Origin of the sequence: Massilia terrae (genome assembly GCF_024753145.1) — a bacterium.
Classification (GTDB): Bacteria; Pseudomonadota; Gammaproteobacteria; order Burkholderiales; family Burkholderiaceae_D; genus Telluria; species Telluria terrae.
This window is the reverse complement of sequence record NZ_JANUGU010000004.1, coordinates 459,065-484,039: the sequence shown is the minus strand read 5'-3', so window position 1 is coordinate 484,039 and position 24,975 is coordinate 459,065. Positions and strand designations below refer to the sequence as shown.

Annotated in this window: 13 protein-coding genes and 1 riboswitch; of the genes, 11 read left to right on the top strand and 2 right to left on the bottom strand. The window is 67.2% G+C overall.

All coding sequences use genetic code 11. The features are described from left to right. A partial coding sequence (locus NX778_RS15060; RefSeq protein WP_258812565.1) for a VCBS domain-containing protein occupies positions 1-1,053 on the bottom strand: 1,053 nt, incomplete at its 3' end. 40 nt (positions 1,054-1,093) lie between these two features. Then, a riboswitch (cyclic di-GMP riboswitch) is annotated at positions 1,094-1,171 on the bottom strand. 418 nt (positions 1,172-1,589) lie between these two features. Between NX778_RS15060 and tldD the strand changes: the two genes are divergently transcribed. Then, positions 1,590-3,050 (top strand): metalloprotease TldD, encoded by a 1,461-nt coding sequence (tldD, locus tag NX778_RS15055; RefSeq protein WP_258812564.1) that lies wholly within the window; start codon positions 1,590-1,592, stop codon positions 3,048-3,050. A gap of 257 nt (positions 3,051-3,307) precedes the next feature. On the opposite strand, the gene NX778_RS15050 is transcribed toward tldD, so the two are convergent. Then, a complete protein-coding gene (locus NX778_RS15050) occupies positions 3,308-6,220 on the bottom strand; it encodes a TonB-dependent receptor (RefSeq protein ID WP_258812563.1) in 2,913 nt (970 codons plus the stop codon). 235 nt (positions 6,221-6,455) lie between these two features. Between NX778_RS15050 and NX778_RS15045 the strand changes: the two genes are divergently transcribed. From NX778_RS15045 to rluB, 10 genes are all read left to right on the top strand, one after another. Further along, complete coding sequence (locus NX778_RS15045; RefSeq protein WP_258812562.1) at positions 6,456-12,095, top strand: alpha-2-macroglobulin family protein; 5,640 nt, start codon at positions 6,456-6,458, stop codon at positions 12,093-12,095. Next, positions 12,095-14,194, top strand: a complete 2,100-nt coding sequence (pbpC, locus tag NX778_RS15040; RefSeq protein ID WP_258812561.1) for a penicillin-binding protein 1C — start codon at positions 12,095-12,097, stop codon at positions 14,192-14,194. Before NX778_RS15045 ends, pbpC begins: the two co-directional genes overlap by 1 nt. Positions 14,195-14,434: 240 nt before the next feature. Continuing rightward, a complete protein-coding gene (aroG, locus tag NX778_RS15035) occupies positions 14,435-15,496 on the top strand; it encodes a 3-deoxy-7-phosphoheptulonate synthase AroG (RefSeq protein WP_258812560.1) in 1,062 nt (353 codons plus the stop codon). Positions 15,497-15,911: 415 nt separating this feature from the next. Further along, positions 15,912-16,850 (top strand): ABC transporter permease, encoded by a 939-nt coding sequence (locus NX778_RS15030; protein ID WP_258812559.1) that lies wholly within the window; start codon positions 15,912-15,914, stop codon positions 16,848-16,850. Continuing rightward, complete coding sequence (locus tag NX778_RS15025) at positions 16,847-17,881, top strand: ABC transporter permease (RefSeq protein ID WP_258812558.1); 1,035 nt, start codon at positions 16,847-16,849, stop codon at positions 17,879-17,881. The genes NX778_RS15030 and NX778_RS15025 overlap by 4 nt, the downstream gene beginning before the upstream one ends. Continuing rightward, positions 17,878-19,557, top strand: coding sequence for an ABC transporter ATP-binding protein (locus NX778_RS15020; protein ID WP_258812557.1), 1,680 nt, complete (start codon positions 17,878-17,880; stop codon positions 19,555-19,557). The genes NX778_RS15025 and NX778_RS15020 overlap by 4 nt, the downstream gene beginning before the upstream one ends. 107 nt (positions 19,558-19,664) lie before the next feature. Beyond that, the gene (locus NX778_RS15015; RefSeq protein ID WP_258812556.1) at positions 19,665-20,642 is read left to right on the top strand and encodes a DedA family protein/thiosulfate sulfurtransferase GlpE; all 978 of its coding nucleotides are present in this window, start codon (positions 19,665-19,667) and stop codon (positions 20,640-20,642) included. A gap of 133 nt (positions 20,643-20,775) precedes the next feature. Continuing rightward, positions 20,776-21,798 (top strand): glucokinase, encoded by a 1,023-nt coding sequence (locus tag NX778_RS15010; RefSeq protein WP_258812555.1) that lies wholly within the window; start codon positions 20,776-20,778, stop codon positions 21,796-21,798. Between the two features lie 367 nt (positions 21,799-22,165). Beyond that, the gene (gene scpB, locus NX778_RS15005; protein ID WP_258812554.1) at positions 22,166-22,897 is read left to right on the top strand and encodes an SMC-Scp complex subunit ScpB; all 732 of its coding nucleotides are present in this window, start codon (positions 22,166-22,168) and stop codon (positions 22,895-22,897) included. Continuing rightward, on the top strand, positions 22,897-24,687 hold the full coding sequence (rluB, locus tag NX778_RS15000) for a 23S rRNA pseudouridine(2605) synthase RluB (RefSeq protein ID WP_258812581.1): 1,791 nt from the start codon (positions 22,897-22,899) through the stop codon (positions 24,685-24,687). The genes scpB and rluB overlap by 1 nt, the downstream gene beginning before the upstream one ends. Positions 24,688-24,975: the final 288 nt, after the last annotated feature.

The following is a 24,975-nucleotide window of genomic DNA, read 5'->3' as shown; positions in this document are numbered from 1 at the left end:
CTCCACGTGCAGCTTGGCGGTGGCGGTGCCATCAACCGAGGCCACAGTGATCTCATCGGAAACCACTTTGCCGGCGTTCAGGGCCTGGACGTTGGCGTCGCCGTTGCGCAGGGTGTAGGTCCAGTCGCCGGTGGCGCTGTTGAAAGTAAAGTCGCCGTAGGCGCCGGCCAGCGAGGCGGGGGCCTGGAAGGCGGCCTGGTCGTGGTCGGCGTCGTGCGCGTTCAGCTTGCCGCTGGCGCCGAGCGTGCCGTCTTCGGCCACGCGGCCGGCGCCGTTGCCGTCGATCGAGGCGGTGTCGTTGGCGCCGGTCAGCTTGAAGTTGAGGGTGACCGGGGCCGAGGCCGCGCCGTGCTCGTCCTTGACCAACACGCTGAAGCTCGCGGTGGCGTTCTCGCCGGCGGCGAGTGAGTTGAACTTGGCGGCGTCGGCCACGAAGCTGTAGTTGCCGGTGGCGGCGTCGATGGTCAGGGTGCCGTAGCCGTTGGTCAGGCTCTGGCCGCCGCTGGCGATGCTGTAGCTGAGGACCGCGCCGTGGTCGATGTCGGCGCCGGCCACCTTGCCGTTGATGGCTGCCGGGGTGTCCCAGTTGGCGGTGTCGACCAGGGCGGCCGGGCTCAGCGGCGTCACGGCCGCCAGGGTCGGGGCATCGTTGACGCCGGCGATCAGGACCGGGACCTTGGCGGTGCTCAGCGCGCCGTTGGCCATGCGGATCGTGTAGACGAAGGTGTCGGTGTAGTTCTCGCCTTCGGCCAGGCTCTGCAGCGGAGTGTGCAGGGTGCTGGCGTCGTAGGCGATGGTGCCGTCGGGGTTGATGGAAATTTTGGCGCCGCTGGCCAGGGTGACGCTGTTGACCACTGGCAGGGTGGCGGTCGAGGCCAGCGCCGACGGGTCCTGGATCAGCGAATACAGCTTGGCCGAGCCCGGATCATTCAGAAGCACATTCAGGTTGCCGGTCAGCTTGTTTTGGGTCAAGCCGGTGATATCGGCGGTCAAGACATCGTCTTTGGCCGCGCCCGTCAGGTTCGCGACTTTTACAGAGGTTTGAGTTGCCATGGGCTTGCTTTCAGTATGCCGGTGCGCGGCGCGTTCGATGAAATGCAACCCGGCCGTCTCGCGTGAAGACCCGTTGGCTTTCCGGCCCCGCATCGCTGCGGGTGTGGCGGCTTTTTTATAATTTCTTGAGGAAAAGTAAATTTCCTTACGAAAATATAAACGACGAATTTTAAAAAAGCAAGGAACTGTTGGTCAAATCTATCAATGTGTAATTTTGCAATTAGGCATTGTCAAATCGTCGAAATTGGCGCCCCTGGGCTGCGTCGTATCGGATGTTTCGCCTGCAACTGCGGGCTTTCATCGGTGTTGGAATGTGCCGGGCGCGGATGGCTATGTAACATTCGCCGTGGGTATTCTTGCCGATTGGAAAGTGCATTTGTCCATAATTTGTATTTGTAACTTCCGGTAATATTTGGCGATGGCGGTGGCGGCTGGTTTTGCTGGCGCCGGGAGGGCGGGCCAAGCGTGCCGCGAGACTGTGGGAATGGTGCCGATATGGCACAATGCGCCATCCCCTGCAGAATGAAAAAACAGACATGACTCCATTCGAACCGAACCTGTCTTCCCTGTCGGTAGCGCGCGATGTGCTGCTCACGCCTTTCGGCCTGGACGAAGGCAAGCTGCTGACGGCGCTCGGCACGATGTTCACGCACAAGGTCGACTACGCCGACCTGTATTTCCAATTCACCAAGAGCGAGGGCTGGAGCCTGGAAGAAGGCATCGTCAAGTCCGGCAGCTTCTCGATCGACCAGGGCGTGGGCGTGCGCGCCATTTCCGGCGAAAAGACCGCCTTTGCCTATTCCGACGATATTTCCGAGGCCGCGCTGCTGGACGCGGCGGCCGCCACCCGCACCATCGCCCGCAGCGGCTCCGGCAAGGTCAAGGTTGCCGGCGGCACGCGGCCGACCGGCGGCCGTTCGCTGTACTTGCCGCACGACCCCCTCGGCTCGCTCGACGCCGCCGCCAAGGTGCGCCTGCTGGAACGGGTCGAGAAGATCGCCCGCGCCAAGGATCCGCGGGTGGTGCAGGTAATGGCCGGGCTGGCCGGCGAATACGATGTGGTGCTGGTGCTGCGCAGCGATGGCGTGCTGGCGGCGGACATCCGGCCGCTGGTGCGGGTGTCGGTCACGGTTATCGCCGAGCAGGACGGGCGGCGCGAGATCGGCTCGTCCGGCGGCGGCGGCCGCTACGATTACGGCTACTTCAGCGACGAAATCCTGGAGCGCTACGCGACCGAGGCGGTGCAGGCGGCCTGCGTCAACCTGGACGCGCGGCCGGCGCCGGCCGGTCCGATGACGGTCGTGCTGGGGCCGGGCTGGCCCGGCGTGCTGCTGCACGAGGCGGTCGGGCACGGGCTGGAGGGCGACTTCAACCGCAAGGGCTCGTCCACCTTCTCGGGCCGCATGGGCGAGCGGGTCGCGGCCAAGGGCGTGACCGTGGTCGACGACGGCACGCTGAAGGACCGCCGCGGCTCGCTGAACATGGATGACGAGGGCAACCCGACCCAGTGCACTACGCTGATCGAGGACGGCATCCTGAAGGGCTACATCCAGGACACGATGAACGCGCGCCTGATGAAGATGCCGGTGACGGGCAATGCGCGCCGCGAATCGTTCGCGCACCTGCCGATGCCGCGCATGACCAATACCTACATGCTGGCCGGCGACAAGGATCCGCGCGAGATCATCGAGTCGGTCAAGAACGGCCTGTTCGCGGTGAACTTCGGCGGCGGCCAGGTCGACATCACCAACGGCAAGTTCGTGTTCTCGGCCAGCGAGGCCTATATGATCGAGGACGGCAAGGTGACCTACCCGGTGAAGGGCGCGACCCTGATCGGCAACGGGCCGGACGTGATGAACCGCATCTCGATGATCGGCAACGATATGCGCCTGGATTCAGGCGTGGGCGTGTGCGGCAAGGAAGGGCAGAGCGTGCCGGTGGGCGTGGGCCAGCCGACCTTGCGCATCGATGGCGTGACGGTGGGCGGCACGGCTTAAGCAGACTGCGTTTGAATGCAAAGCCCGGTGCGTGCACCGGGCTTTTCTTTGCTCAGCTACCGGCGCTAGCTTTTATACAGAACGTCGTTCGCGCGGGAGCGGGAACCCCATTTCCAACGCGCGCCGCTAAATCAAACCGAAGTGGGCCGCAAATAAAATGGGGTTCCCGCTTTCGCGGGAACGACGGTATCTCGTTTCGCAAGTAACGCAGGCCGGGCCTTTCCTTTGCTCAGCTGACACGGAACTTCCGGGCCGGCTCAGAACGTGTACCGCGCCCCCAAGGTCAGCATCCGCCCGCGCGCCCCTTCGAAGTCCTGCGGGTTATACGACTGTGCGCCGTAGGTGAGCGGATCGAGCGGCGGTAGCTTGTCGAACAGGTTCTGGATCGAGCCGAACACTTCCCACTTGGGCGCCGGCTTCCAGCGCGCCGTCAGGTCGACCGTGGTGAAGGAATCGATCTCGCAGTCGCCATTCGGCGCCGGATTGCCGTTCGCGAAGGTGCTGGCGCAGCCGCTGGGATCGCCCTGGAACAGCAGGTTCTTGAACGGGCTGCGGTAATTGACGGTCGCCGTCACGCGCCACTGCTCGCGCTCCCAGTTCAGGTGCACATTGGCCTTGTTGCGCGGCGTGCCGGCGCAGTTGGTGACGTCGCAGTTGCCGTGGGTGCCGGCAAAGTCGATGGTGCCGCCGCCCCGTTCGGTGCGGGCCCAGCGGAACAGATGGGTCAGTTTGCCGTCGACCGAGACGTTGCCGAAACCCCGGGGCAGGGTGTAGCCGTAGCGGGCGTCGAAGTCGATGCCCTTGACCACCGACTGCGAGGAGTTGATGAAGTTGCCCTCGACCACGCTGATCGCGCCGGGGTCGTTGGGAATGCCCGGGATCGCCGTGCTCGGATCACGCACCACCGAGCCGGCCGCGATCGCGTCGGCCACCACCACCTGGTTGATCTCGTCGCGCCGCTTCAGCCGCCACAGGTCGACCGACAGGCTGGTGCGCGGCAGCGGATCCCAGATCACGCCGACGTCCCAGCTGCTGGAGTGTTCCGGCTGCAGGGCCGGGTTGCCGCGCGTGACCAGCGCCACCGAGGCCGGACTGCAGGCGAGTTGCACACCCAGCGCGCAGCGCACCGGATCGCTGGCGGTGGCGAACGCGGCCAGGCCGCCGACGCCGTTTTCCGCCGGGCTCGGCGCGCGGAAGCCGCGCGCATAGGTGCCACGCACCGCCACCGAACGCAGCGGCGTCCACTTGACAGCGGCTTTCGGCGTCCACGAGCTGCCCACGTCCGTGTAGCGGTCCCAGCGAATCGCGCCGGTCAGCTCGACCTTGTTCGGCAGCGGCACCAGGCCCTCCGAATACAGCGCGGAGACGTTGTGCGAGCCGCTGTAGGCCGAGAAGCCCAGGCCGATGATGTTGCCGGTCGGGGTGCCCGTGACCGGCAGCAGTTCGCTCTTTTCATGGCGGAATTCGCCGCCCACCGCCAGCCCGATCGCACCGGTCGGCAGGAGGCCGGCAAAGTCGCGGGTCGCCTTGAAGTCGATCAGGTCCATTTCCGTATCGGCGCGGCTGTGCAGCGTCGGCGACAGCGCCGCATACACCGCGGGCGAGTTGAGCCCTGCATTCTCACCGATCCGCCACAAGGTGCCCGGCGGCAGCGCTGCATAGTTGGGGTCGACCATCGCCGCCGCCACATTGGCCGGGGTGGGATTCAGCAGGGCGAAGGCGACATTGCGCTGCAGGTAGCCGTTCCGTTTCTGCCACACATTGTTATGCGAGAAAATGATCGCGGTGTCGTAGTCCCAGCCGAACAGGCTGCCTTTCATGCCCGCCGTCCAGCGGATGAAGTTGGAGTCGACGTGGGTGACGCGCTGGCCGACGTCGGCGGCCAGGTAGCGCAGGCGCGCGGCGGTGCCGAAGTAAGGGTTGTCCGGGTGGGTCGCGCCGAGCGCGACGCTGGCATTGCTGACCGCCCCCACCGGCGAGCCCTCGCTGGCCGACACGGTCGACGGCGTGGTCGAGGAGTCGGCCGAGCTGGTGTAGTAGATCAGTTCGGTGAAGGCCTGGTGGTTGGGATGGAACTGCCAGGTGCCGCGCCCGTACAGCGCCAGGCTTTCCTGCACCGGCTGGATCTGGGAAAACTGGAACGGCGCGTCGATCAGGCAGCCGCCGCCCGGATCGCCCTGCGGCTGCCTGGTGAAGTTGGCGCAGGCCGCGCCCGGGAAGAAGCGGGTGAACCCGGTGGCGGGCGCAAGGTTGCCGCGGTTGAAGTAGTCGAAGGTGGTCGGGTTGCGCACATTGCCGTTGATGGCGCTGCCGGCGGCGTTGTTACCCGTGATGGCGCCGGTGCCGCCCAGGCTTTCCTGGGCCGAGAAGCCGAACTTGCGCAGGTCGACACGGCACACCCAGTCGCGGTCGCGCCGGTCCTTGCACTGGATGTTGTCGACTTTTTTGTATTCGGCCGACAGCACCGCATTGTACTTCTGCGTGTCGAGGTCGCCGAAGCCGAAGGTGTAGGCAGCGGTGGTGGTCTCGCCGTCCCACTTGTCGCTGATGCCGTCGCTGACGCGCACGGTCTGGCCCTTGTACGAATTGCGCAGGATGACGTTGACCACGCCGGCGATTGCGTCCGAGCCGTAGATCGAGGACGCGCCTTCGAGCAGCACCTCGACGCGGTCGACGGCGTCGGCCGGAATCATGTTCAGGTCGGTGAACTGCTTCTGGCCGTCGTCGGACAAGCCGTAGGGCGCGACGCGGCGGCCGTTGATCAGCACCAGGGTCGAGGCCACGCCCAGCCCGCGCAGCGAGATGCCCGAGGCGCCCGGCGCGAAGCCGTTGCCGAAGGTGTTCGGCACCGCGCCCTGGCTGTTCACCGCCAGCGTCTGCAGCAGGTCGGCCACGGTCTGCTTGCCGGATTTTTCGATGTCGGCCCGGTTCACGGTCAGCACTTCCTGCGCGGTTTCGGCCTGGGTGCGGCGGATCAGCGAACCGGTCACGGTCACCCGCTGCGGCGCCTGCTGCTGCGCCTGTTCCGGCGCCTGCGCCGGCGCCTGCGCGCTCACCGGCGCGGCCTCCTGCGCGGCGGCGGCCAGGGGCAGGACGAGCAGGGCCAGCCCGGCCACGCCGCCGCCCGCAAACAGCCGGCGCACCGCGCGCGATATCAGTGTTTCGTTCATGTCCAGACTCCATGTGTGGTAGTGGATGATGCGACTCTTGCACCCGCGCCCCGTGGCGGTCTGATATCTCTCAAGCGTGAACAGTTCGCGTGGGATCGCTGTGGGCTTGTCGCAACCGGTCGCCGAAAGCTCGCTGCCGCTTCGGCGACGCACACCGCTAGCTGATCAGCCAGTTGACACAGTTAGTTGCCCTTGTAACAATTCTCTGAATGCCCATCCGGGCGATGGAGAACCTATGCGCCGCTTGCTCTACACGATGTCGCTGATGTTGTTGTGCGGGGCCGCCGTGGCCGCGCCGATGGTGCAGCAGTTCTCGCCGCAAGGCGTGGTCAAGCAGGTGCGGCAGGTGACCGCCCGTTTTTCAACGCAGATGGTGGCGTTCGGAGACCTGCGCGCGGCCGACCCGTTCTCGGTCGATTGCGCCGTGCCGGGTCACGGACGCTGGGTCGACGGCAGCATCTGGAGCTACGATTTCGATCGCGCGCTGCCGGGTGCGGTGGCATGCCGCTTCACGCTGAAGGAGGATGCGCATGACCTGGCCGGCGCGCCGCTGGCGGGCGAGCGCACGTTCTCCCTGTCCACCGGCGGCCCGCAGGTGGTGCAAAGCCTGCCGCGCGAGGGCGCCGGCAATATCGACGAGCAGCAGGTTTTCATGCTGATGCTCGACGCCGTGCCGCGCGCAGACACGGTGGCCGCCAACGCATGGTGCAGCGCCGACGGCGTCAACGAAAAGATCGGCGTGCGCGTGATCACGGGCGAGGAGCGCGAACGCTACCTCGCGCTGCGCCGCGACCTGCTCGACCGCTACCTGGAGGTCTATTTCAGGGCGCACGGCGTGGTCTGGCGCGCCAAAGCCACGATGCGCAACCACGCCAAGGACAAGCTGCCGGTGCAGGTCCTGCAATGCCGCCGCACCCTGCCGGCCGACCGCGACGTCACCCTGGTCTGGGGCGCCGGCATTGCGGCCGACAACGGCATGGCCACCGCGCGCGAGCACAAGCTGGCCTTCCACACGCGGCCCGACTTCAGCGCCAAGGCTAGCTGCGATCGCCTGCACGCCAAGGGCGGGTGCATTCCCTTCATGCCGATCCGGTTGACGTTCTCGGCACCGGTGGCGGCGCATGATGCGGCCGCAGCTTACGTACAGGCGCCCGGCGGCAAACGCTTCAAGGCCCAATTCGAGCGCTTTGAGAAGAACGAAGAATTCGTCAACATGGTGCGCTTCGAAGGCCCGTTCCCGGAACGCGCCAGCCTCAAGCTGCATCTGCCGCCGGGACTGAAGGACGACGCCGGCCGCACCCTCGTCAACGCGGCCCGCTTCCCGATGGAGATGCGCACCGATGAACAGCCGCCGCTGGTCAAGTTCGCGGCGCCGTTCGGCATCATCGAAGCGAAAGGCGACCGCATGCTGCCGGTCACGGTACGCAACGTCGAGCCGTCGCTGGCGGGCCGCATGCAAACGGCGGGATCGAGCCTGCGCCTGGGCGCCGGGCAGGACCAACAGGTGATTGACTGGCTCAAGAAAATGTCCGGCGAAGGCGGCGGCTGGACATTCGATTTCCCGCGCGAGAAGGAGCTGAAGACGCCGCTGCTGCAGGACGACGCCGGCGCCCAGCGCTTCCGCCTGCCCAAGCCGAACGGCAAGCGCGCCCTCGAAGTGGTCGGCATTCCGCTCAAGCGGCCCGGCTTCTACGTGGTCGAACTGGCCAGCCCGCGCCTGGGCGCGGCGCTCGACAAGCCCGGTACGACAGCCTATGTGCGCAGCGCCGCGCTGGTCACGAACATGACGGCGCATTTCGAACACGGCGCGCAATCCTCGCTGGTGTGGGTGACCTCGCTGGACAAGGGCCAGCCGGTCGGCGGCGCCGAGGTCGTCGTGCGCAATTGCCGGGGCCAGCAGGTCTGGAGCGGCGCCAGCGACGCCGAAGGCATCGCGCACATCGCGGCCGAGCTGCCCCCTTCGGTGTGCAAGTGGACCGACGAGTACTACATCAGCGCGCGCAAGGGCGATGACTTCACCTTCACGCTGTCGGATTGGAACCGCGGCATCGAGCCCTGGCGCTTCAACCTGCCCACCGGCAGTCCCTTCGACGACACCCGCATCGCCGCCACCGTGTTCGACCGCACGCTGCTGCGCGCCGGCGAAACGGTCCATATGAAGCACTTCCTGCGCCGCCACACCGGCGCTGGTTTCGCCTTCGTCACAGACGATATTCAGCAGCCCGGCACGGCCTACCTGGTCCACCAGGGCAGTGGCGAGAAGATCGAACAGGCGCTGCGCTGGGACGCTGCCGGCAATGCCTATGGCGAGTGGCAAATCCCGGCGGACGCCAAGCTGGGCGTGTACGAAGTGATGATTGGCGATCGTTCTTCCGGCCGGTTCCGCGTCGAGCAGTTCGGTGTGCCGACCATGCGCGCCGCGGTGTCCGGGCCCAAAGAGCCGCAGGTGGCGCCGGGCGCGGTCACGCTGGATGCGCAGGTGAGCTACCTGTCCGGCGGCCCGGCGGGTGGTGCGCCAGTCACCCTGCGCACCATGCAGGTCGAGCGCTCGGTCAATTTCAGCGGCTACGAGGATTTCGCGTTCGCCGCCGGCGACGTCAAGGAAGGCACGGTCAAGCCGGGCGCCACTTTCGACGACGAGGAAGGCGAGTGGAACGAGGATGGCGAGAAGGCCGGCAGCGAGACGCCGCGTGCGCGCCAGCTGGTGCTGGACCGCGCCGGCGGCGCCCGCGTGCTGGTGGACCAGCTGGCGCACAGCGACGAGCCGAAGGCGCTGCTGGCCGAGCTGTCCTACCAGGACGCCAACGGCGAGACGCAAACGGTGTCCGCCCGCGTGCCGCTGTGGCCTTCGCGCTACGTGGCTGGCATCCGCACCGACGGCTGGGTGCAGGCGCGCGACAAGCTCAAGTTCCAGGTCGCGGTGCTGGATGTGGCGGGCAAGCCGGTCAGCGGCGCCAAGGCCACCGTGGACGTGTTCAAGCGCTCCTATTTCTCGCACCGGCGGCGCCTGGTGGGCGGCTTCTACGCCTATGAAAACGTGACGAAGATCGAGCGCGTCGGCGAAGCCTGCGCCGGCCTCACCGACAGCCGTGGCCTGCTGCTGTGCGACGTGAAGGCGCCCGCCAGCGGCAACCTGATCCTGCGCGCGCGCGCCGAGGATGCGGACGGGCGCGCGTCCGTGACCAATGCCAGCGTATGGACCGGCACCCGCGAGGACAACTGGTTCGAGGTGACCGACAACGACCGCATCGACCTGCTGCCCGAGAAGAAGCGCTACGAGCCCGGCGAGCAGATGCGCTTCCAGGTGCGCAGCCCCTTCCGCGAGGCGACCGCGCTGGTCACGGTGCAGCGCGAAGGCATCCTCGACACTTACGTGCGCCGCATCAGCGCCAGGGATCCGGTGATCACGCTGCCGGTGAAGGGCAACTACGCGCCGAACGTGTTCGTGTCGGCACTGCTGGTGCGCGGCCGGGTCGCCGGCGTGGCGCCGACGGCGCTGGTCGATCTTGGCAAGCCTGCCTACAAGCTCGGCATCGCGCCGGTGAAGGTCGGATGGGGCGAGCATGAACTGAAGGTGCGCGTCGAGACGGACAAGCCGGTGTACAAGGTGCGCGAACGGGCGAGCGTGAGGATCAAGGTCGCGCGGCCAGACGGCAGCGCGCCGCCCGCCGGCGCGGCGGTGGCCATTGCCGCGGTGGATGCGGGCCTGCTTGAACTGATGCCCAACGAAAGCTGGAACCTGTTGTCGATCATGATGAATCCGCGCAGCCTGCAGGTGCAGACCGCCACCGCGCAGATGCAGGTGGTCGGCAAGCGCCACTTCGGCCGCAAGGCGGTGCCGCACGGCGGTGGCGGCGGCCGCGGCCAGGCGCGCGAACTGTTCGAGACATTGCTGCTGTGGCAGGGCAAGGTGACGTTGGACGCGAATGGCGAGGCCTCGGTGCAGGTGCCGCTGAACGATTCTCTCACGAGCTTCCGCATCGTCGCCATCGCCAGCGCCGGTAGCGGCATGTTCGGCACCGGCCAGGTGGATATCCGCAGCACGCAGGACCTGATGCTGATGGCCGGCCTGCCCAAGCTGGTGCGCGAAGGCGACCGCCTGCACGCCGGCTTCACGCTGCGCAATACCACCGACGCGGCCCTGCAGGTGCAGTTCGGCGCGCAGTTCAGTGCCGACAAGGGCCGCGCGCAGGTGCTGCCGGAACAGGCGATCACGCTGGCGCCGGGCCAGGCGCAGGAAGCCGGCTGGGACATCAGCGTGCCGCAGGCCTCGAGCTTGCAGTGGGACGTCACGGCGGTGGCCGGCGATGCGCGCGACCGCGTACGCATCACGCAGAAGGTCGAGGCGGCGGTGCCGACCCGCACCCTGCAGGCCACGCTGCTGCAGCTCGATGGCAAGCAGTCGATGACGGTGGAACGGCCCGCCGATGCGCTGCCGGGCCATGGCGGCATCGAGGCGAGCTTCAGCCCCAAGCTCGGCGGCGAGCTGCCTGGCGTGCGCGAGTACATGCAAGCGTATCCCTACATCTGCCTCGAACAGCGCGTGTCGCAGGCGGTCGCGCTGCGCGATCCAGAGCGCTGGGACGCGGTGATGGCGACCCTGCCGACGCTGCTCGATGGCGATGGGATGGCCAAGTACTTCTCCACCATGGACCAGGGCAGCGACAGTCTGACCGCCTACCTGCTGTCGGTGTCGAAGGAGGCCGGCTACGCGGTGCCGCCCGAGGCGCGGGCAAGGATGGAAGCGGCGCTGCTCGGTTTCGTGCAGGGCAGGATCACGCGCGGCTCGGGATTGGCGACCGGCGAACTATCGGTGCGCAAGCTCGCCGCGCTGGAAGCGTTGTCGCGCACGCGGCCGGTGCGGCCGGAGCTGGTCGAATCGTTCGAGATCGCGCCCGACTTGTGGCCGACGTCGGCGGTGATCGACTGGTATTTGGTCCTGCAACGCTCGCCCGCGATCCGCGACCGCGCGCAACGGCTGGCGCAGGCCGAGACCATCCTGCGTGCGCGCTTGAACCTGCAGGGCACGACCATGGGATTCTCGACCGAGCGCAGCGATGACTGGTGGTGGCTGATGGCCTCGCCCGACGTCAACGCCAACCGCTTGCTGCTGGCGCTGCTGGACAATCCTTCGTGGAAGACGGACATGGGCCGGCTGGCGCGTGGCGCGCTGGGACGCCAGCAGCATGGCCACTGGCGCACCACCGTCGCCAACGCCTGGGGTGTCCTGGCGCTGGAGAGGTTCTCGGACAAGTTCGAATCGGTGCCGGTGACCGGCAAGAGCAGCGCGGCCCTCGGCGGCCAGCAACGCAGCGTGCAGGTGCCCGGCGCAACGCTGCTGCCGTGGCCCGCGCGCGCGGCCGAACTCACGCTCAGCCACGAGGGCACGGGCAAGCCGTGGGTGACGGTGCAGAGCAGGGCGGCGATCCCTTTGAACGCGCCGTTGTCCTCGGGCTACCGCATCACGCGCACCGTCACGCCGGTCGAGCAGCAGTCCGCCGGCGTGTGGAAGCGCGGCGATATCTACCGTGTGCACCTGGATGTGGAAGCGCAGTCCGACATGAGCTGGGTGGTGGTGAGCGACCCGATCCCGGCCAGCGCCAGCATCCTCGGCACCGGTCTCGCGCGCGATGCGCAGATTGCCGTCAGCGGCGAGCGCCAGCGCGGCTGGGTGCAGCCGGACTTCATCGAGCGTAAGGCCGACGTGTTCCGCGCCTACTACGAGTTCGTCCCGAAGGGGAAGTGGAGCGTGGAGTACACGGTGCGCCTGAATAACGAAGGCCGTTTCAGCCTGCCGCCGACGCGCGTCGAGGCGATGTACAGCCCCGAGATGTTCGGCGAACTGCCCAACGCGGCGGTGGCGGTGGGACGCTGATGAAACGCTGGCTGCTCCTCGCGCTGCTGGTGGCGCGTGCCGCCTGTGCGGTGCTGCCCACGCCGGCCGAAGTGAAGGCCGCCTACCGCGCGTCCGATGCGCAGCTGCTCGACCGTCACGGCCAGCCGATCGAATCGGTGCGCATCGACCTGCACGCGCGGCGGACGGCTTGGGTGCCGCTGGCCGATATCTCGCCGGCGCTGGGCATGGCGGTGATGCAGGCCGAGGACCAGCGCTTCATGGAGCACGGCGGCATCGACCTCAAAGCCGCGGGCCAGGCCGCGTGGGACAACCTGTTCCGCAGCCGGCCGCGCGGCGCCTCGACCATCACCATGCAGCTGGCGGCCTTGCTCGATCCGTCCCTGCGCGCATCGGGCGACGGCCGCAGCATGGCCCAGAAACTGAAGCAGGCATTCGCCGCGCGCGAACTGGAGGCCGGCTGGAGCAAGCAGCAGATCCTCGAAGCGTATTTGAACCTGGTCGGCTGGCGCGGCGAGCTGGTCGGCATCGGCGCGGCCTCGCAAGGCCTGTTCGGCAAGGCGCCGTCCGGCCTGACGCGCAGCGAGGCCGCGATCCTTGCCAGCCTGCTGCGCGCGCCCGGCGCCCCGGTGCGTACCGTGGCGGCCCGCGCCTGCGCGCTGGCGCGCGAGATCCGGTCAGCCGACGACTGCGCCGCCGTCACCTGGCAGGCCGAGGTGGCGCTCGGCCGTCCGGGCGAGCAGGCGGTGCTGCAGCCTTCGCAGGCGATCGCGCGCAAGCTGCTGGGCACGGGCGCCGGCCCGGTGAAAAGCACGCTCGACGCCAGCCTGCAGCGTTTCGCCGGCGAGGCCCTGCACCGGCACCTGGCCGAACTGGCGGAGCGCAATGTGGGCCAGGGCGCGGTGCTGGTCATCGACAACGCCAGCGGCGAGATCCTGGCCTGGGTCGGCAATGCCGGCGGCAGCGAGGTCGATGGCGTGACCGCGCTGCGCCAGGCCGGCTCCACGCTCAAGCCCTTCCTGTACCAACTGGCGATCGAGCGCGGCCTGCTGACCGCCGCCTCGCTGCTGGACGACAGCCCGGTCGACATCGCGGCCGGCAGCGGCGGCCTGTACGTCCCGCAGAACTACGACAAGGGCTTCAAGGGCTACACCAGCGTGCGCACCAGCCTGGCCAGCTCGCTCAACGTGCCGGCGGTGCGCACGCTCATGCTGACGGGGCTGGACCGCTTCTACGAGCGCCTGCGCGAGCTGGGCATCGACAGCCTGACCGAATCCGCGAACTTCTACGGCTACTCGCTGGCGCTGGGCTCGGGCGACGTGTCGCTGCTGGCGCTGACCAATGCCTATCGCACGCTGGCCAACGGCGGCGCGGCCGGCAGCGTCACCCTGCGTTCGCGCGCGCCGGAAGCGAAGCGCCGCCTGCTTGATCCGCGCGCCAGCTTCATCGTGGCCGACATCCTTTCCGACCGCGGCGCGCGCAGCGTCACCTTCGGCCTGTCGAACGAACTGGCCACCGGCTTCTGGGCGGCGGTGAAGACCGGTACCAGCAAGGACATGCGCGACAATTGGTGCGTCGGCTTCTCGGACCGCTACACAGTCGGCGTCTGGGTCGGCAATTTTGACGGCCAGCCGATGTGGGACGTGTCCGGCGTGTCGGGCGCGGCGCCGGTGTGGCGCGACGTGATGGACTATCTGCATCGCGGCCGGCCGGGCAGGGCGCCCGCCGCGCCACCAGGCCTGCTGCGGCAAACCGTGGCCTTCCGCCCGGCGGTCGAGCCGGAGCGCGCCGAGTGGTTCGTGCGCGGCACCGAAATCGCCCGCGTCGAACTGGTGCCGCCCGGCGCGCGGCTGCCCGACATCGTCTACCCGGTCGACGGCAGCATCCTGGCGGTCGATCCCGATATCCCGGAGGCGCGCGAGCGCGTGCTGTTCCAGGCGCAGGCCGGGGCCGGGCTGTCGTTCCGCCTCGACGGCGAAGTACTCGGCGGGGCGGCCGAAAGCTATGCGTGGCGCCCGCGCATCGGCGAGCACAAACTGGAGCTGGTGGACGCCGCCGGCACGCCCGGCGCCACCGTGCGCTTCGAGGTGCGCGGCAGCGAACGCAGGGCCGCCCCTTGACAAATCGCGGTCCGGGCTTGCCAAGTTGCGCAACTTGGGGGTATAGTCGTTTGAACCATTGAGGAAACCCATGCGCGGCCTGTTCGTATTTACCTGGTATTTTCACTTTAGCCATTCCAGCCGTCAGGCGGTGGAGTAGCGGCAGGTTCACGCATCAGCAGAACGAGTCCGAACAAAATTCCAAAACCGCCAGCGATGGCGGTTTTTTCATTTTTACTGTCCAGAACACGGAGAACAGCAATGCCACGCACCGACGACTTACGCATCCGCGAAATGAAGGAACTGACACCGCCCGCGCACCTGATTCGCGAGTTTGCCGTGTCCCCGGCGGCGGAGCAGACCGCGGCCAATGCGCGCGTGGCGCTGCATCGCATCCTGCACGGCCAGGACGACCGCGTGATGGTGGTGATCGGCCCGTGCTCGATCCATGATCCGAAGGCCGCGATGGAATACGCGCGCCGCCTGGCCGAGCAGCGCACCCGCTTCGCCGGCGAGCTGGAAATCATCATGCGGGTGTACTTCGAAAAACCGCGCACCACGGTCGGCTGGAAGGGCCTGATCAACGACCCGTACATGGACAACAGCTTCCGCATCAACGACGGCCTGCGCATGGCACGCGAGCTGCTGCGCGACATTAACGAGCTGGGCCTGCCGGCCGGCACCGAGTTCCTCGACGTGATCAGCCCGCAGTACATCGCCGACCTGATCAGCTGGGGTGCAATCGGCGCCCGTACCACCGAGTCGCAGGTGCACCGCGAGCTGGCCTCCGGCCTGTCGTGCCCGGTCGGTTTCAAGAACGGCACCGACGGCAATATCAAGATCGCGGTGGAAGCGATCAAGGCCGCCTCGCAGCCGCACCACTTCCTGTCGGTGACCAAGGGCGGCCACTCGGCGATCGTGTCCACCTCCGGCAACGAGGACTGCCACATCATCCTGCGCGGCGGCAAGACGCCGAACTATGACGCCGCCAGCGTGGAGGCGGCCTGCCAGCAGATATCGGCCATGGGCCTGGCCTCGCGCCTGATGATCGACGCCTCGCACGCCAACAGCAGCAAGAAGCCGGAGAACCAGGTGCCGGTATGCGCCGACATCGGCCGCCAGATCGCGGCGGGCGACGAGCGCATCGTCGGCGTGATGGTCGAATCGCACCTGGTGGCCGGCCGCCAGGACCTGGTGCCCGGCAAGGAGCTGGTCTACGGGCAGTCGGTCACGGATGGCTGCATCGACTGGGACACCAGCGTGAAGGTGCTGGAAGACCTGGCCGCGTCGGTGCGCCAGCGCCGGCTGCGCGAAGAGGCGTAAGCTCAAGCGCAAAAAATCATAACGTCGTTCCCGCGCACGCGGGAACGACGGTATCTCTTTTGCACCGGATGCAGACAGCGCACAAAAAAAAGCCGCCGAACTAGTCGGCGGCAAATCATCCAGTCGATTCGCCGGCCCCGGAGCCAACGAACAACCTTGCGCGAGTCCAGGGTAGAACCGCGGCGACGGCCGGTTGGGCGCCGGATAAGCGCCTGGCCGGACATCGCAGTGCAGCAAAAAAATCATTTGCCACAATGTATCTCCGACATTGTGCATGATGTCTGTTGGTACATACAAGAGTTTTTGTTATCGACCAATTCCCGGCCCTAATGGGCTGTCGTCGTTCCCACTTTTTTGCTGTCAACTGACGAGCGATATCGGTTATTGTTACGCCTTTCCGACGGCGTATTCCTTCATGTTTGCTTATATCCTCCGGCGGCTCTGGCAGATGGTGCCGACCATGGCGGGCGTCGTGTTGCTGGTGTTCGTACTGTTCAACTGGGTGGGCGGCGACCCGGCCTATCTGTTGGCCGGCAAGATGGCCAACGCCGAGGCGATCGCCAATATCCGCCGCCAGCTCGGCATCGACGAGCCGTACTACGTGCAGCTGTGGATCTTCATCAAGCAGATCGCCACTTTCGACTTCGGCAATGCCTGGAGCACCGGCGAGCCGGTTGCCCACATCATCGCCAGCCGCCTCGGGCCGTCGCTGACGGTGCTGGTGCCGCTCACGGTGCTTGAAACCTTCTTCGGCATCGCGCTGGCGCTGGCCATCGCCTTCGTGCGCGGTTCGCTCACCGACCGCATGGTGATGGTGGCCTGCACGGTCGGCATGTCGATTTCGATCCTGGTCTACATCATCGTGTTCCAGTACTTGTTCGCCTACAAGCTGGGCCTGTTCCCGGTGCAGGGCTGGGGGGAGCACTTCACCGAGAACCTGCTGCGCTACGCCACGCTGCCGATCCTGATCGGCCTGGCGGTGTCGATCGCGCCGACCCTGCGCCTGTTCCGCAGCTTCGTGCTCGATGAAGTCAACCAGGACTATGTGCGCACCGCGCGCGCCAAGGGCCTGCCGGAACGGCGCGTGATGTGGGTGCACGTGCTGCGCAACGCCGCGATTCCCATCATTACCTACGTCATGTCGAACCTGCCGGCGCTGCTGATCGGCGCCTTCCTGCTCGAACGCTTCTTCGGCATTCCCGGCATCGGGCGCGAAGTGATCCTCGCGGTCGAGCGCAGCGACTTCCCGGTGATCAAGGCGATCACGGTCTACGTAGCCGTCGCGACCATGGTGTTCAACCTGCTGGCCGACCTGATGTACCAGGCGGTCGACCCGAGGGTGCAGCTGAAATGAGCGGAATGCCTGTCCTGAATGCCCACGCCGGCTCGCCCGGCCTGTGGACCCTGGCCTGGCGCCGCCTGCGCGCCGACCGGCTGGCGATGGCCGCGCTGGCGGTGGTGGTGGCCTTCATCCTGATGGCGACCTTGTCGGCCGCCGGCCTGGTCGCATCCGACTGGGAAAACGAAGTCGGCGTCAACTATGCGCCGCCCACCTTCATGGGCCCCGACGCCAGCCTGCAGGCCGCGCAAGCCGCGGCCGCCGCGCCGGTGCCGGACAACGCCTTCGACCCGCTGGCGCCGGAAATCCGCGAACTGCGCGCGCAGCTCGACAAGCTCGGCCCGGCGGCGCAGCACACGCGCCGCGCGACCTTGCCCTTCGGGGCCGACAAATGGGGCCACGACATCATCAAGAAGACCATCAAGGGCAGCCAGACCTCGCTGGTGGTCGGGCTGGTGGCGGCGCTGGTCGCGGTGTCGCTGGGGACGCTGTTCGGCGCCGTCTCCGGCTTCTACGGCGGCGTGGTGGACGACGTGTTCAATTGGTTCTACAGCGTGTTCACCTCGATCCCGTCGATCCTGATGATCCTGACCGTGGCCGCGGTGCTGCAGCAGAAGGGCGTGCTGACCATCGTGCTGATCCTGGGCCTGACCGGCTGGACCGGGCCGTACCGCCTGATCCGCGCCGAGTACATCAAGCACAAGGCGCGCGAATACGTGATGGCGGCCGACGCCATCGGCGCCTCCAGCTGGCGCAAGATGTTCGGCCACATCTTCCCCAATGTGTCGCACGTGGCGCTGGTGCAGATGTCGATCCTGGTGGTCGGCTTCATCAAGGCGGAAGTGATCTTGTCCTTCCTCGGCTTCGGCGTGCCGGTCGGCTCGGTCTCGTGGGGCACCATGCTCAACGAGGCGCAGAACGAACTCATACTCGGCAAATGGTGGCAGCTGGCCGCGGCCGCGAGCAGCATGGCGCTGCTGGTCACCGCGTTCTCGCTGTTCGCCGACGCCTTGCGCGACGCGCTCGACCCGAAGGTGAAGGCATGACGGCGCTGCTGCAGGTGCGCGATCTGCGCGTGTCGTTCAAGGTCGACAAGAAGACCACCTTCGAAGCGGTGAAGGGCATTTCGTTCGTGGTGCCGCGCAATGCGACGGTGGCGCTGGTGGGCGAATCGGGCAGCGGCAAGTCGGTCAGCTCGCTGGCGGTGATGGGCCTGCTGCCGCCGGAAACCACGATCATCGATCCGCGCTCCTCGATCCTGTTTGACGGCCGCGAAGTGCTCGGCCTGTCCACGCGCGAGCGCCGCGCGCTGTGCGGCAAGGACATCTCGATGATCTTCCAGGAGCCGATGTCTTCGCTGAACCCGGTGTTCACGGTCGGCTTCCAGATCGGCGAGGTGCTGCGCCGGCACATGGGCATGAGCGCGCGCCAGGCGCGCGCCCGTACGCTGGAGCTGCTGGAGGAGGTCGGCATCCCCGACCCGGCCGACAAGATCGACGCCTATCCGAGCCAGATGTCCGGCGGCCAGCAGCAACGCGTGATGATCGCGATGGCGATCGCCTGCGAGCCCAAGCTGCTGATCGCGGACGAGCCGACCACCGCGCTCGACGTCACCATCCAGAAGCAGATCATGGAGCTGATCGCGCGGCTGCAAAAGCGCCTGCAGATGTCGGTGCTGTTCATCACCCACGACCTCGGCCTGGTGGGCGAGATCGCCGACCGCGTGATCGTGATGCGCCACGGCGAGGTGCGCGAGGAGGGCGAGGCGGCGCAGGTGTTCGGCGAACCGCGCGACGCCTACACGCGTGCGCTGCTGCACTGCCGGCCGAAGCTGGACGAGCGTCCCGTGCGGCTGCCGGTGATCGACGACTACCTGAACGGCAGCGCGGCGCCGGGCATCGCGCTGCCGCAGCGCGAACGCGGCTACACGCCGGGCGACGACAAGGTGCTGGAGGTGCGCAACCTGGCCAAGAGCTTCTGGCTGCGCGAGGGCCTGTTCGGCAAGCGCGAATTCAAGGCGGTGAAGGACGTGTCGTTCACGCTCGCGCGCGGCAAGACGCTGGGCGTGGTCGGCGAATCGGGGTCGGGCAAGACCACGGTCGGCCTGACGCTGCTGCGCCTGCATCGCGCCACCGGCGGCAGCGCCCTGTTCGAGGGCCGCGACCTGCTGGCGATGGACGAGCGCGAATTCCAGGCTTACAAGCGGCGCATCCAGATCATCTTCCAGAACCCATACGCCTCGCTCAATCCGCGCTTCACGGTCGGGCAGATCCTGCTGGAGCCGATGCGCATCCACAAGATCGGCGCCAACGACCGCGAACGGGTCGAGATGGCGCACTACCTGCTCAAGCGGGTGGGGCTGCCGGAGCAGGCCTTCCACCGCTATCCGCACGAGTTTTCCGGCGGCCAGCGGCAGCGCATCGCGATCGCGCGCTGCCTGACCATGAAGCCGGAGATTTTGGTCTGCGACGAGTCGGTGTCGGCGCTGGACGTGTCGGTGCAGGCCCAGGTGCTCAACTTGCTGCAGGATTTGCAGGACGAGTACAAGATGAGCTACATCTTCATCTCGCACGACCTGTCGGTGGTGAAGTACATCTCCGACCAGGTGATGGTGATGCATCACGGCAGTGTGGTCGAGCTGAACGATTCGGACGAGCTGTATCGTAATCCGCAGCAGCCGTACACGCGCCAGCTGCTGGCTGCGATTCCGCGCGGGGCATAACAGTTTTTTTACCGTCGTTCCAGCCTGCGCGGGAACGGCGTTCTCTTTTTGGTGACGGACAGCGCTTACGGCGAGCGCGTGTTCGCCATTTCGGCTACCATTCTCCAATGTCCCACCTCGCCCACCTCGTCCAGACCTACGGCCTGCTGCTCGTGTTCGGCATCGTCCTGGTCGAACAGATCGGCTTGCCGATTCCCGCCTTCCCGGTGCTGATCGTCGCCGGCGCGCTGGCGCGGGACGGCCACGCCAACTGGGCGCTGTGCCTGCTGGCGAGCGTGCTGGCCTGCCTCGCCAGCGATTATTTCTGGTTCCGCGCCGGCCGCTACTACGGCAAGCGCATCCTGCGCCTGCTGTGCCGCATCTCGCTGTCGCCCGATTCCTGCGTCAGCCAGACCGAGGACAATTTCAACCGTTTCGGCCCCAAGTCGCTGGTGGTGGCCAAGTTCATTCCCGGCTTCAACACGGTCGCGCCGCCGATCGCCGGCGCCCTCGGCACCTCCACCGCGCGCTTCCTGTGGCTGTCAGTGGCCGGCGGCCTGCTATGGAGCGGCGTCGGCCTCGGCCTGGGCGCGGTCTTCCACAACAGCGTCGACGACGTGCTGGATATCTTCGAAAGCATGGGCTCCCGCGCGCTCCAGGTGCTGCTGGGCCTGCTCATCCTGTTCGTGCTGTACAAGTATCTCGAGCGCCGCCGCCTGCTGCGCCAGCTGGGCGTGCCGCGCATCAGCGTCGACGAGCTGAAGGCGCTGATCGACGGCGGCCACGACCCGGTGATCGTCGACGCCCGCGGCATCACGGCGCGCCAGCTCGATGCCTCTATCCCGGGCGCGCTGGTGTATTTCGACGGCAAGCAGGACGAGCTGATGGCCTCGCTCGACAAGGACCGCCACATCGTTGTGTATTGCAGCTGTCCGAACGACATCACGGCCGCCCAGGTCGCCAAAGAGTTCCTGGCCAACGGTTTCCACCGCGCCCGGCCGCTGAAGGGCGGCCTGGATGCCTGGAACGCGCATGCGGGCGCTCCGGCGGCTCAGCCCGGCAACTGCGGCTGCGTACAGGCTGGAACCCCGAATCAGGTAGCTTGACTACTTTTTCGCGGGCAAGCTTCAGACAATTTGCGACGTTTAGATACTAAACTCTGTACCTAAACTACAAATTACTTGCGTTTGGGTTAATCAATCCTTTAAAGTGGGAACCTGTTCCATATGCAGGTTTCCCATGATCGTCTCTACCCACAACGTTCCGTCCCAGCAATCCGCTTCCCCGCGTGCCGATGGCCCGCGACTGCTGGCCGACATCGGGGGGACCAATGCCCGTTTCGCGCTGCAACTGGCGTCCGGGCACATCGAGCAGATCGAAGTGCTGGCTTGCGAGGCCTATGCCACCCTGGCCGACGCCCTGCGCGCCTATCTGGCGCTGCCGCAGGTGGCGGCCGCCGGCGCCGTGCGCCATGCCGCGATCGCGATCGCCAACCCGGTCGATGGGGACATTGTCCGCATGACCAACCACCATTGGGAGTTCTCCGTAGCGGAACTACGCGCCGCCTGCGGGTTCGACACGCTGGTGGTGGTCAATGATTTCTACGCGCTGGCGCGCGCCTTGCCGCACCTGGCGCCGGAGCACAAGCACCAGGTCGGCGGCGGCACCGCGCGTCCCCAAGCCGCGCTCGGCCTGATCGGCGCCGGCACCGGCCTGGGCGTGTCGGGCCTGATCCCGAACGGCGCCGGCTACACCGCGCTGCAAAGCGAGGGCGGCCACGTGACCTTTTCGCCCGCCAACGCGCGCGAGCTCGCGATCCTGCAATACGCGTGGGGCGAATTCGAGCACGTCTCGGCCGAGCGCCTGCTGTCCGGCGCCGGCGTCGAGCTGATCTACCGCGCGCTGGCGCACGCCGCCGGCATGGAGCAGGCCGAGGCGCTGTCGGCGCCGGAAATCTCGCGCCGCGCGCTGGCCGGCGAGTGCGCGCTGTGCGACGAGGTGCTGGAAGTTTTCTGCGGCATGCTCGGCACCGTGGCCGCCAACCTGGCGGTGACGCTGGGTGCGCAGGGCGGCATCTATATCGGCGGCGGCATCGTGCCGCGCCTGGGCGAGCGCTTCGACCGCTCCTGCTTCCGCCAGCGCTTCGAGGCCAAGGGCCGCTTCGCCGACTACCTGGCGCAGGTGCCGACCTGGGTCATCACGGCGCCGTATCCGGCCTTCATCGGGGTCTCCGCGATCCTGGCCGAACAGCTGGGCGCCTGAGCCCGCGCGTTCCATCCGTGGCGCGCTTGTCCATTGGCGCGTTTTATCGGTTACAATGGCCGCCAGTTGGATGAAACGGTGTCGTTCGCTCGCACCCTGCGCCGTCGCAGCCTGGCCTGCCTGTCGCACCCGGGCCTCGTTTCACTTGAAAATCAAGGGCGTGCAGCCAGCCTGGCTGAACTGCCAAGTGGCCGGGGCCATATCCCGGCGCCAGCGTCCGGCGTCCAGGCCGGGCCAGGAAATCCAGTTTCAACGTGCAGCATCACTTCGCCGCGTGCCTGTCGCCAGGACCGCCGGTCGCCGTTAAGCTGGTTTTTGTTTGATATTTTCTTTGCACCTGTATTGCATTGACCCGCTGACGACACCGATGAATACTGATGAGGCCAAGAAGGTCCTCGAGACCGCCTTGCTGTGCGCGCGCGAGCCGATGTCCATCCCCGCGATGAAGAAGCTGTTCGCCGAGCCCGACGCGGGTGGCGAGCCGGTTTCCAGCGTCGGGTCGGACACGATCAAGATCCTGCTCGAGGAACTGCGCCAGGATTGGCAGGAGCGCGGCATCGAGCTGGTGAGCCTGGCCTCCGGCTGGCGCTTCCAGAGCCGGCCCGAAATGAAACCGTATCTCGACCGGCTGAGCAACGAGAAGCCGCCGAAGTATTCGCGCGCCACGCTGGAAACGCTGGCGATCATCGCCTACCGCCAGCCGGTCACGCGCGGCGACATCGAGGAAATCCGTGGCGTCGCGGTGAACTCGCAGACGATCAAGATGCTCGAAGATCGCGGCTGGATCGACGTGGTGGGCCACCGCGAGGTGGTGGGGCGGCCGGCGCTGCTCGGCACCACCCGCCAGTTCCTCGACGACCTCGGCCTGGCCTCGCTGGCGCAGCTGCCGCCCCTGCACCAGGTGGCTGATATGCCGGACGGCCGCAGCCTGGAAGCGCTGGAAGCGGCGCTGCAGCAGAATTTTGACCAGCCTGGCGAGGAGCCGCCGGCGCTGGAAACCGAACCCGATACTTCACCCGTTGAAGTCCCGATTCACGACAGCGCGCCCGAGCCGGCAACGGCGGCAGTGCTTGAACAGCAAAACCAAGAAATCGAATGATGAATCCAGAAATCACCGAGACCACTGGCGCGGACGCGGGCACGGAAGCCGCGGCCAAGCCGAAGCGCCGCCCGCGCGCGGCCAAGCCGGAAGGCGAGCAGGCGCAGGCCGCCGCGCAGCCCGAGGGCGAGCAGCCGGCCGCCAAGCCGAAGCGCACCCGCAAGGCCGCCGCGCCGAAGGCCGAAGCCGCCGAGCCGGCGCCGGCACCCGCGCCGGCCGTGGCAGCTCCGGCTCCTGCGGCAGCGCCCGCGGAAGCGGCTCCCGCGCCGGAAGGCCAGCGCAAGGCGCGCGGCCCGCGCCAGATGCGCGAGCAGCGCCAGGCCCGCGCCACGGCCCAACCGCGCGTGCAGCCGGCCGAAGCCGAGCAGCAGCCCGCCGCCATCGCCGCCGAGCCGGTCCGCGAAGCGATGCCCGAGCAGCCGCAGGGCAGGCAAAAGCAGGGCAAGCACAAGCACGGCAAACAAAAGCAGGGCAAGCACAAGCAAGGCAACCAGCAAGCTGCCAAGGGCGGCCAGCCGCAGGGCAAGGGCAATGCGGCCGACGCCGTGTTCTCGTTTGTCACCTCCGATGAATTCGACGCCAGCGAAGGCGGCCGTAGCCAGCAGAAGGCCAAGGCGCGCCGCGACCTGACCGCCGAGGACGACGCGCCCAAGCTGCACAAGGTGCTGGCCGAAGCCGGCCTCGGCTCGCGCCGCGACATGGAAGAACTGATCATCGCCGGCCGCGTGTCGGTCAATGGCGAGCCGGCCCACATCGGCCAGCGCATCCTGCCGACCGACGCCGTGCGCATCAACGGCAAGCTGGTGCAGCGCAAGGCCAGCAACAAGCCGCCGCGCGTCCTGGTGTACCACAAGCAGGCCGGCGAAATCGTCAGCCATGACGATCCGGAAGGCCGTCCGTCGGTGTTCGACCGCCTGCCGACCATGAAGACCGGCAAATGGCTGGCCGTCGGCCGCCTCGACTTCAACACCGAGGGACTGCTGCTGTTCACGACCTCCGGCGACCTCGCCAACCGCCTGATGCACCCGCGCTACAACATCGAGCGCGAATACGCGGTGCGCACCTTGGGCGAGCTGGAAGAAGGCATGCGCCAGAAACTGCTGGCCGGCGTCGAGCTGGATGACGGCCTGGCCGCCTTCAGCAAGGTGCAGGACGGCGGCGGCGAAGGCGTCAACCGGTGGTACCGCGTGGTGATCGGCGAAGGCCGCAACCGCGAGGTGCGCCGCATGTTCGAAGAAGTCGGCCTGACCGTGTCGCGCCTGATCCGTACCCGCTACGGCATGATGACCCTGCCGAGCGGCCTGAAACGCGGACGCTGGGACGAGCTCGACGAGCACGAGGTGCGCGCGCTGATGGGCGCGGTCGGCATCGAGAAGAAGGGTGGTTCGGCCGACAAGGGCAAGCAGGCCGGCAAGGGCGGCCCGAAGCCGGATCCGCGCCGCGCCGACGGCAACCGCATGGACCGCGCGGACGCCAACCGCAATGTGGATCCCTTCGGCCCGCAGGTGGTGCGCGCCGGGACGAACCAATCGTCGAACCTGCCGGGCGCGCGCAACGCGCCGGGCAAGGGCAATCGCAATGGCAACCCGTTCTCGGGACAGGGCGGCGGCCGCGGCCAGGGCGGCCAGCAACGCTCGGGTGGCGGTGGCGGCGATGGCGGTCGCCCGCGCCAGCCGGATCCGCTGCAGACCACCTTTGGTTTCGGCGGTGGCACCGGCGGCGGACGCCGTGGCGGCCAGGGTCCGCGCGGCTCCGAGCACGGCCTGCCGCGCCGCGGGCGCCGGGGCTAAGCGGCGCCGGGCTGCTCGAACGCCTTTAGCTGTAAACACATCGCCCCCCGCCTGCGCGGGGACGACGGTTTGGTGGTGTAGTTACACTGCACCGCACCATTCCACCCATGCGTGATAAAAACAACAAGCTTGCCCAAGCTGTTGATTTAGCAGTAGGTCGATTGCGGCTAATGAGGAATTTGGTTATAATTCACAGCCTAATCAAAGTTCTTCCCAGCGTTTTTGTGGTGCAAGTGCTTTCATCTGGTTGGGAATGTAAAAAGATGGGCAGATGCCCATTTTTTTTTT

Excerpts from the sequence above, each read along its gene's own strand:
- aroG (WP_258812560.1), top strand. The coding sequence starts at position 14,435 with ATGCCACGCACCGACGACTTACGCATCCGCGAAATGAAGGAACTGACA.
- NX778_RS15045 (WP_258812562.1), top strand. The coding sequence starts at position 6,456 with ATGCGCCGCTTGCTCTACACGATGTCGCTGATGTTGTTGTGCGGGGCC.
- NX778_RS15020 (WP_258812557.1), top strand. The coding sequence starts at position 17,878 with ATGACGGCGCTGCTGCAGGTGCGCGATCTGCGCGTGTCGTTCAAGGTC.
- NX778_RS15025 (WP_258812558.1), top strand. The coding sequence starts at position 16,847 with ATGAGCGGAATGCCTGTCCTGAATGCCCACGCCGGCTCGCCCGGCCTG.
- NX778_RS15050 (WP_258812563.1), bottom strand. The coding sequence starts at position 6,220 with ATGAACGAAACACTGATATCGCGCGCGGTGCGCCGGCTGTTTGCGGGC.
- NX778_RS15010 (WP_258812555.1), top strand. The coding sequence starts at position 20,776 with ATGATCGTCTCTACCCACAACGTTCCGTCCCAGCAATCCGCTTCCCCG.
- tldD (WP_258812564.1), top strand. The coding sequence starts at position 1,590 with ATGACTCCATTCGAACCGAACCTGTCTTCCCTGTCGGTAGCGCGCGAT.
- NX778_RS15015 (WP_258812556.1), top strand. The coding sequence starts at position 19,665 with ATGTCCCACCTCGCCCACCTCGTCCAGACCTACGGCCTGCTGCTCGTG.
- scpB (WP_258812554.1), top strand. The coding sequence starts at position 22,166 with ATGAATACTGATGAGGCCAAGAAGGTCCTCGAGACCGCCTTGCTGTGC.
- rluB (WP_258812581.1), top strand. The coding sequence starts at position 22,897 with ATGAATCCAGAAATCACCGAGACCACTGGCGCGGACGCGGGCACGGAA.
- pbpC (WP_258812561.1), top strand. The coding sequence starts at position 12,095 with ATGAAACGCTGGCTGCTCCTCGCGCTGCTGGTGGCGCGTGCCGCCTGT.
- NX778_RS15030 (WP_258812559.1), top strand. The coding sequence starts at position 15,912 with ATGTTTGCTTATATCCTCCGGCGGCTCTGGCAGATGGTGCCGACCATG.